Raw genomic sequence first — 8,581 nt, 5'->3', positions numbered from 1 at the left:
AACTACTTAGCCGCTCATTTGCGACTTCCTTATGTTAACATTTTCATCTTTCAATGTCAACTAAGTTTTTTATTTCGTTTGTCGCTTTCGACGTTATTGTCATCGGCGACTTGTTCTATATTACACCCCTGTAGATCAATCGTCAATACCTTTTATCTTTTTTATTTTATAAATCATAAAAGCTTTGCCCTCTCTTAATTTCTAACACATCCTTAGAACTTCTTAAACTTATGTATTCAAATTAACAATCTGCAGCCTACACTCTCTAACTTAATACTAATACTTTTCTAAAGAATGAATGTGAGACCAAGTAAATATATATTAAGGATAGTATTTTTTCTTTTAGTACGTTCTCCCTCCTGCTCATCTCTAGGGGGATTATAAATAAAACACTTCTCTTCTTTACCTTTAAAAAAGGGAAAGAAATCTAATACCCTTAGGAGGCGTTATGAAATGCATGTTAATAAAAAGATAATTTATGTATCCCATGATGCCCATTTCCACGGAGCACAGCTACTTTCTTTACATACTATTAAGGCTCTTAAAGAAAACTTTGATTACTCTGTTGCAATTATTTCTATTGGATCCGGTATTTTAATTCCCGATTTTCAAAAGTACGGTCCTGTTTATTGTCTCGAGCAAGGTTATCAAACAGAAGAAAAGGTCGAATTATTAATAAAGGATTTATTATCACAGAATTTTACCCTCGCCATATGTAGCACTGTCATAAGTGGCGATATCGTCGCATTACTAGCTAGACAAAATATAAAAGTTGTTTCATTAATACATGAATTACCGCATTTAATACAACAGTACTCTGCTGAAGGGAAAGCTAAAAACATCGCTGAATTTGCTTACAAAGTTGTCTTCCCTTCACAATACGTATATGAAAAATTTCGTACAATCACTGAATTGGATCCTCAAAAATGTCACATTCTCCCTCAAGGTTTGTTTAACCACAATCCTTATAAGAACAATATTGCAAAAGCTAGAAATGAGTTACGTAAGAAGCTTAACCTGCCTCTAGATAGCAAAATCATCTTGGGTGTAGGCTTCGCAGATTATCGGAAAGGGATAGATTTATTCTCACTTATCTCTTACTCAGTAAGAAAGACTCACAAGGATATTCATTTCATTTGGGTAGGGAGAACAGACGTTCAATTCCTGAATACACTGCCCCCTAAATATAAAGCACATTTCACATTAGTCGATCCTACTCCCGATATCGGATTATATAACGCTGGGGCTGACTTATACTTATTAACTTCAAGGGAAGATCCTTTTCCAAATGTTGTTTTAGAAGCATTAGATGCAAAACTTCCTGTTATAGGGTTTAAAAATGCTGGAGGTTTTGAAGATGTTGTTACAGAAAAAACTGGTGCCTTAGTAGACTTTTTAAATTTACCCAAAATACTAGAAAAAATATATGAATTTATTCATGATGAGGGATTACGATTACAAAAGGGAAGCTTTGGCCAAGAACTTATCGAAAAAAACTTCAATTTTCTTAATTACATTTATCAATTACTAGATCTTCTCGAACATAATTACAAAAAGATAAGTGTAATCATACCGAACTATAATTATGAAAAATACTTACCTGATCGAATCGAATCAATATTAAACCAAACCTACCCTCTTTACGAACTAATTTTCTTAGACGATGCCTCCACTGATCATAGCGTATCAACTTTTAAAAAGCTGCTTTCAAAAGAAAATAAGACCCACCTGAAGGTTCAACAGATTATTAATGATAAAAACTCTAGTTCTGTATTTAAACAATGGATAAAAGGAGTCTCTGCAGCAACTGGTGATTATATTTGGATCGCAGAGGCCGATGACTTATGCGATAAGACATTTTTACAAGAGGTGATACAGGGGTTTTATATAAATAACAATATTACCTTAAGTTACACACAATCAAAACAAATAGATGAACAAGGAAATGTATTGGCTAATCATTATTTAAATTACACAAATGATATCGATAAAGAAAAATGGAAAGCCCCCTATTTTCGAAAAGGCGTCGAAGAAATACAAGATACGTTACTTATCAAAAACACTATACCTAATGTTTCAAGTGTAGTTTTTAAAAATATAGATATGAAGAAAACGGAAAAACAGTTAGAGAAGTTCAAAATAGCTGGCGACTGGTTCTTCTATGTTTCTCTTCTTACAGAGGGAGATATTTACTTCAATCCAGCCCCCTTAAACTATCATAGACGACATTTAAATAGCGTAACGAGAACAGAAGATTCATACTCCCATTACAATGAAGTTGTGCAAATGCAAAATTTCATTAAAGAAAAATTTACTATCGACGACATTTCTAAAATGAAAATGTATACATATAGAAAGTATCTTAAAACATACTTAAAAATTTAAACGTGTGCTTTCTATACCATCAATATCTCTTGTAAGGCGCTACTATTATTTAAGGGGGAATACTCTTTGAAAGACTTTATAGAGGAACATAAAGATTTAATTTCTCAAATCGCACACAGCTATAATGTAAATGCAAGTATCCATCCTGAGGATCATATCTTTCAGTTCATTGTCACTAATCCCGTCTTCCCATCAAAAAAAGAAGCGATAGATTATTACTTTAAAGATGGGCAAAACTCAGCACAAATACTCTTAAACTTAATTACTTCCCTTTATCCTCCTACAGTCAATCCAATTAAATTGTTAGAATTTGCATCCGGATACGGCTGCGTAACACGTCATTTATTAAATCTACAAGCGAATTTGAGTATAACCGCTTGCGATATACACGAAGAGGCTATTTCCTTTATTGAAAACAAATTAAATAATTCTTCTATATTATCTCATCCTGAGCCTGAACAGTTAAAATTGGACTCCTCTACGTACGATATCGTTTTTTGTCTATCCTTTTTCTCTCATATGCCTGATACAACTTGGTTTCGTTGGCTGCAAACATTGTATAACGCTGTTTCACCTGGTGGTTTATTCATTTTCACAACCCATGGCTATCAAAGCAAAAAATACTTCGGGTTTCCAAATTTAAATGAAAAGGGCTATTGGTTTCTCTCTTCTAGTGAACAATTCGATTTAGATGTGAATCAATACGGACAAACGATAGTTAGTCCCTCTTACGTGTGTGACAAAATTAAATTATTACCCCATAACCCAATTATCAAAAAGTATACTGAAGGATTTTGGTGGGAACATCAAGACCTTTGGGTTATAGAAAAAGAAGTAAATTAATAACCCACGCTCTGCTTATATACAAGTAGAGTGTGGGTTATTATTTTTTACTATATAAGAACTCTTCAATCCATAGCTTATTTAATCTAATCCCATGTTTAAAATCTATTTTAGGTTCCCAATTCAATTCTTGTTTTACCTTATCAATATTTAAAATGATTTTTTGAACGTTCTCTTGTTTTTGTTTGTAACAGATAAAATCCACTTTTCTTTCTGTTATTTTCTCTAATTCCACTATAATTCGTTTTAAAGAAAGACCTTTGCCACTCCCTATGTTGTATACGCAAGATTTCAATTGATTTAATTGTGCTAGTTGTATAGTAATTTCAACTAAATCATCGATATAAATATAATCTCTAATAATTTCCTCCGGATTCCCATATATATGAATCCTTTCATTACTGAGATGCTGGTACAAAAAACAATTTATCGCCCCTACTTTTTTTAAGGGGTTTTGGTATTTTCCATACGGATTAGAATATCTACATACAACATAATCTATTCCATATTTTCTCTTATAAAAATACAAATAATTCTCCAGCGAAACTTTTGTTATTCCATACGGGGAAAGTGGTCTTAATGGATGTTTCTCATCAATAGGCAAATATTCAGGTTCACCATAAACTGTGCCTCCCGAAGAAGCCAATATAATTTTTTTAATACGAAAATCTTTAACACTTTCCATGAAATTAAGAAAAAATAGACTGCTATTAATATCACCGAAAACATCTTCAATTGAAGTTGCTACGTTAGACGTCGCAGCTAAATAAATAATAATATCTATATTCACTAAAGCCTTATATATATCCTCAACATTTTCTAAATCACCTTTAATAAATTCAACTTCACTTATAATATTTTGAGGAAAATTATTTATATGTCTGGAAAATACTTTTACATTTTGCCCCTGTTTCAATAAACCTAATGCGAGGTTGATACCAATGAAACTATTTCCACCTACTATTAAATAATTATTCTTCCTCATAATATCATCTCTCTAGTAATAAATTTTTCCTATCGTCAAACTTAAAAATATACACAAATAAACTGGATCATTTTGATTATTCATCCTCTTATCATTGTATGTTTGTTATAAATTTTCATTATCTTTATTTTCTATTTTCATTTTATAATAGCTTCCTTATTCAGGTTGACTGCAAAAACACTCATAATATTTACTCATCCCCATGAATATATTTAATAAACAATCCTCACTTGTTTACCCCATAAAAAAACTTCTACATACACAAAGTTCTCAAAAAAGGAGCGCTAAACTCATGAAAAATATAAATCAAGAACTTTTAAATCATGTAATCCTACATAAAGATCGAATTCCGCATTACCATAAAGACTTTCCCCTTATACTATTTTGGAGTCATAGAAGCGGATGCACCTCATTAGCTAATTGGTTCTTTTTTCAAATTGGATTATTTACTGAAGCAAAGAAATACAATGACTTTATTCATTACTATGAGTTCTGGGTGTATAAAAACAGTACAAATTACATTCAACAATTACAAAATAGTCTTCTAGAGGCTAAAAAAAATGTTTGTAAACTTGTACGAAATCCTTATACAAGAGCTGTCAGCTCATTTTTATTACTTGCTGACAATCCATATGCTAGCCCACAATGGGAAAGCATCCGTCATTATTTTTATAATGATAAATATAGTAATCAAGGAATATCATTTAAACAATTTTTATATTACGTTCAGGCATTCGATTCCAATTCCCTAGCATTAGATATACATTTCAGTCAACAATACGTCCCTGGTGAAGAAAATTTCATTCAATGCTATATCCCTTTAGAAGATTTTAATACACAAATCACCAAGATGGAACACATGTACGATTTGATGAAATCCCCTTTAGCACTTTTTACAAATTCAGATCATCATCGTGCTCACAAGATGATTTATGCAGGAAGCTATGCAGAACTTAGCATTACAGATCCAGGCTTTCCCCGATTTCCAACATACGAAAGCTTTTATGATAAAGAAACTATGGATTTAGTTACAGAAATATACGCACAGGATTTTGAAATGTACCCATACACGAAAGGGATATTTTAAGTCTATACATTTTTCCACGAATAAAAGCTGATACATCGCATAGCATAAAGTGAAACTTTAATTCGAGTGGGAGTTCTCTCCAACTAATTATTCCCTTCTCCTAATCGTAATTTTAAGAGATACCTAACTTTCACCCATTTCCTTTAATTTCGCCGATTGTTGACGTGTATCATACTTTCCATACATAGATTGCATTTATTAACATAGGAGGGATATCGTGTGGAAATCAATTTGAAACACAATAATGGGTACTGCGTTATTTGCGAAAAGAAAGCTACATTTATAGAGCATAATGATTGGCTTAGAGATCATTATTTATGTTCTACATGTAACTCTATACCAAGGCAGCGAGCTTTAATCCATGCTTTACATACATTTTTTCCAAAATGGGATTCCTATAATATTCACGAATCCTCTCCTGGAGGAATTACGACTCAGCTACTATTAAAAAACTGTAAAAACTATACTTATTCTCAATACTTTAGAAATTATCCTCTTGGCCAATACTTTCAAGGTATTAGATGTGAGAACTTAGAAGACATGACTTTTGAAAATGAATCTTTTGATTTATTCATTACTCAAGACGTTTTTGAGCATGTAATGACGCCAAACAAAGCCTTTAAAGAAATAGAACGAGTATTGAAACCTGGCGGTGCTCATGTATTTACTGTCCCTTGGTATCATACACTCACAAAAACTGTGCAAAGAGCAAGAATGAATAAAGAGGTGATTGAATATATTGAAGAGCCCATTTATCATGGAAACCCTATTGATGAGAATGGATCTTTAGTAACGTTCGATTGGGGGCAGGATATGATTGAATATATTTATACACATGCAAACATGTATACAATTGTTTATTTACAAAAGGATAGATCACTAGGGTTAGATGCTGAATTTTTACATGTTTTCATTAGTAAAAAGCAAGAAAATAAAGTTTAATCACTATATAATTCGGAGGTTTAACAAATGAATAACTTTAAGTTAGGAAGTGATTTTGATCATCTTGTTAATTCACTATCTGATGCCGAACTTCTAAATTTATTTATACAAAGTTGTTCACAAACAACGATAAATGGGGTTCCCGTACCTATGTTTCCTACTGAAGAAATTCAAAAACAATTTGTAGGTGCTTCCTATGAACATGCTCTTTACGAAGCATATTTGTTTTATAACCATATAAAAGAATACGCCCAAAATTTAGGAGTTCCCTTGAATAAAGAAAGTAAAGTTTTAGACTTCGGATGCGGATGGGGAAGAATTATACGCTTCTTATTTAAAGATGCCTCTGATCAAAATTTACTTGGCATTGATGTCGATCCTGCGATGATCACACTTTGTAATGAAACACTAGGAAGAGGGATATATAAAACAGCAAGCCCACATCCCCCTGTAGATTTTATTAGCGACAATTCATTAGATATCATATTCGCTTATTCTGTATTCTCACATTTATCCGAAGCAACTGCCGAAAATTGGGTAAAAGAATTTTCAAGAGTTCTTCGCCCTGGTGGAATCTTCATCGCAACAACACAAGCGCGCTATTTTCTTGATTTTTGTCAACAATTCCAAGAACATCCTGAATTAATTCAAACAGGATGGCATAAAACTTTATCTCAAGCTTTTCCAGATATACATCGCGCCATCTCGGATTATGAAAACGGCAAATTTGTTCATAGCCCTACTGGTGCAGGGGATGTTAGAAATAGTAGTTTTTACGGAGAAACCGTTATACCTAGGACTTATATTGAAAATCATTATGAGAAATATTTAAAGCTACAAGACTTTTTTGATGATGTAAATCGATTACCACAGGCCCTCTTTGTCCTTCAAAAAATTTAATTCCTTTCATTCAACGTAATAAATTTCATGACGAAAAGTACTTTCTATTTCAGATATATATCAAATTACCTAATACTCTCTTATTAAGTAAGCTTAAAAAATCCAATACATACCATAAAAAAAACAGTAAACAGATAACATATCTCTTATTTTAAAATTGCTTCACCAAATCAAGAATAACTTCCCAACACTTGAACTACGAAAAACACGAGGGGGATATAACTTGAAAATAATCGCTTTTTACTTACCACAATTCCATCAAATTAAAGAAAATGATCGATGGTGGGGGAAAGGATTTACTGAATGGACAAATACTAAAAGTGCACGACCTTTATTTTCAGGACATTATCAACCTAGGGAACCTTATCAAGATTTTTATTACGACTTAACTACCCCCTCCGTAAGAAAGTGGCAAGCAAAAATCGCTAAAGCATACGGTATATATGGTTTTTGTTATTATCATTACTGGTTTAAAGGAAAAAGACTATTAGAAACACCCTTTAATGAGGTACTAAAGATGAAAGAACCTGACTTCCCTTTTTGTCTTTCTTGGGCAAATGAACCATGGACAAAATCTTGGGATGGTCTCGATAAACATATATTAATGCCTCAAGACTACGGAGATATATCTGATTGGAAGGAACACTTTGATTATTTATTACAGGCTTTCCAAGATGAGAGATATATTTATATAGATGATAAACCTCTATTCATTATTTATCGTCCAGGACATATTCCTGATTGTGAAAAAATGCTTAATTACTGGAATGCATTAGCGCGAGAAAATGGTTTAAAAGGTATATACTTTGCTGAAACATTAAACAGTTTTCCACTACCTAATATAAATGGATTCGATGCTAGCATTCAGTTTGAACCTTTCTATACAATTGCCCATGATAGCTCTTCAGACATAAATAAGGTAATATATGATTCTGATATGCAATTAAACGTTTGGGACTACGATAAAGTATGGATGTATATATTACAACGATCGCTCCCAAAGAAAAAAACATTTCCTGGTGCTTTTGTTGATTGGGATAATACTGCACGACGTAAAAACGCGAATAGCAGCATCTTTGTAGGTTCTACCCCTGAAAAGTTCACCATATATTTAAGCAAGCAAATTCATCGGACTTACTCTTTTTATAACAGCGAGTTTTTATTTATTAACGCATGGAACGAGTGGGCGGAAGGAACTTACTTAGAGCCAGATAAAAAATATGGATTTTCTTATTTAGAAGGGGTTAAAAATGCAATTGATAGAGGTATGAAAGCATACAAAAAAGACGAGTCATTCTGACTCGTCTTAAAGTTGCTTGGCGACGTCCTACTCTCACAGGGACAAGGTCCCAACTACCATCGGCGCTAGAGAGCTTAACTTCCGTGTTCGGTATGGGAACGGGTGTGACCTCTCTGCCATCATCACCAAACTATGAAGG

Annotated in this window: 7 protein-coding genes and 1 rRNA gene; 6 read left to right on the top strand and 2 right to left on the bottom strand. The window is 32.8% G+C overall.

From position 1 onward, the window contains the following. Positions 1-453 precede the first annotated feature (453 nt). Together D1166_RS30635 and D1166_RS30630 are read left to right on the top strand one after the other, a co-directional pair. Positions 454-2,385 carry a glycosyltransferase gene (locus D1166_RS30635; protein ID WP_097856381.1) on the top strand — a complete coding sequence of 644 codons (1,932 nt, stop codon included), beginning with the start codon at positions 454-456 and terminating at the stop codon, positions 2,383-2,385. Between the two features lie 66 nt (positions 2,386-2,451). Continuing rightward, positions 2,452-3,228 carry a class I SAM-dependent methyltransferase gene (locus D1166_RS30630; protein ID WP_000651241.1) on the top strand — a complete coding sequence of 259 codons (777 nt, stop codon included), beginning with the start codon at positions 2,452-2,454 and terminating at the stop codon, positions 3,226-3,228. A gap of 40 nt (positions 3,229-3,268) precedes the next feature. Here the strand turns inward: D1166_RS30630 and D1166_RS30625 are convergent, their stop codons facing one another. Further along, complete coding sequence (locus tag D1166_RS30625) at positions 3,269-4,213, bottom strand: NAD-dependent epimerase/dehydratase family protein (protein ID WP_001230827.1); 945 nt, start codon at positions 4,211-4,213, stop codon at positions 3,269-3,271. Positions 4,214-4,505: 292 nt separating this feature from the next. Here D1166_RS30625 and D1166_RS30620 point away from each other — a divergent pair, with 292 nt between their 5' ends. From D1166_RS30620 to D1166_RS30605, 4 genes are all read left to right on the top strand, one after another. Further along, complete coding sequence (locus D1166_RS30620) at positions 4,506-5,300, top strand: sulfotransferase family 2 domain-containing protein (protein WP_000790055.1); 795 nt, start codon at positions 4,506-4,508, stop codon at positions 5,298-5,300. A gap of 219 nt (positions 5,301-5,519) precedes the next feature. Beyond that, a complete protein-coding gene (locus D1166_RS30615) occupies positions 5,520-6,242 on the top strand; it encodes a class I SAM-dependent methyltransferase (protein ID WP_000405118.1) in 723 nt (240 codons plus the stop codon). A gap of 27 nt (positions 6,243-6,269) precedes the next feature. Continuing rightward, the gene (locus D1166_RS30610) at positions 6,270-7,142 is read left to right on the top strand and encodes a class I SAM-dependent methyltransferase (protein ID WP_118043544.1); all 873 of its coding nucleotides are present in this window, start codon (positions 6,270-6,272) and stop codon (positions 7,140-7,142) included. A gap of 223 nt (positions 7,143-7,365) precedes the next feature. Next, the gene (locus D1166_RS30605) at positions 7,366-8,442 is read left to right on the top strand and encodes a glycosyltransferase WbsX family protein (RefSeq protein ID WP_000690999.1); all 1,077 of its coding nucleotides are present in this window, start codon (positions 7,366-7,368) and stop codon (positions 8,440-8,442) included. A gap of 14 nt (positions 8,443-8,456) precedes the next feature. Here the strand turns inward: D1166_RS30605 and rrf are convergent. Then, a 5S ribosomal RNA gene (gene rrf, locus D1166_RS30600) occupies positions 8,457-8,572 on the bottom strand. Positions 8,573-8,581: the final 9 nt, after the last annotated feature.

Source organism: Bacillus sp. ISO11, assembly GCF_003458115.1.
Lineage (GTDB): Bacteria > Bacillota > Bacilli > Bacillales > Bacillaceae_G > Bacillus_A > Bacillus_A cereus.
The sequence above is the reverse complement of the archived record's forward strand: the minus strand, read 5'-3'. Positions and strand labels throughout refer to the sequence as shown.

Bases quoted from the DNA above. Each gene is read 5' to 3' on its own strand.
- D1166_RS30635 (WP_097856381.1), top strand. From the start codon at position 454: ATGCATGTTAATAAAAAGATAATTTATGTATCCCATGATGCCCATTTC.
- D1166_RS30625 (WP_001230827.1), bottom strand. From the start codon at position 4,213: ATGAGGAAGAATAATTATTTAATAGTAGGTGGAAATAGTTTCATTGGT.
- D1166_RS30620 (WP_000790055.1), top strand. From the start codon at position 4,506: ATGAAAAATATAAATCAAGAACTTTTAAATCATGTAATCCTACATAAA.
- D1166_RS30610 (WP_118043544.1), top strand. From the start codon at position 6,270: ATGAATAACTTTAAGTTAGGAAGTGATTTTGATCATCTTGTTAATTCA.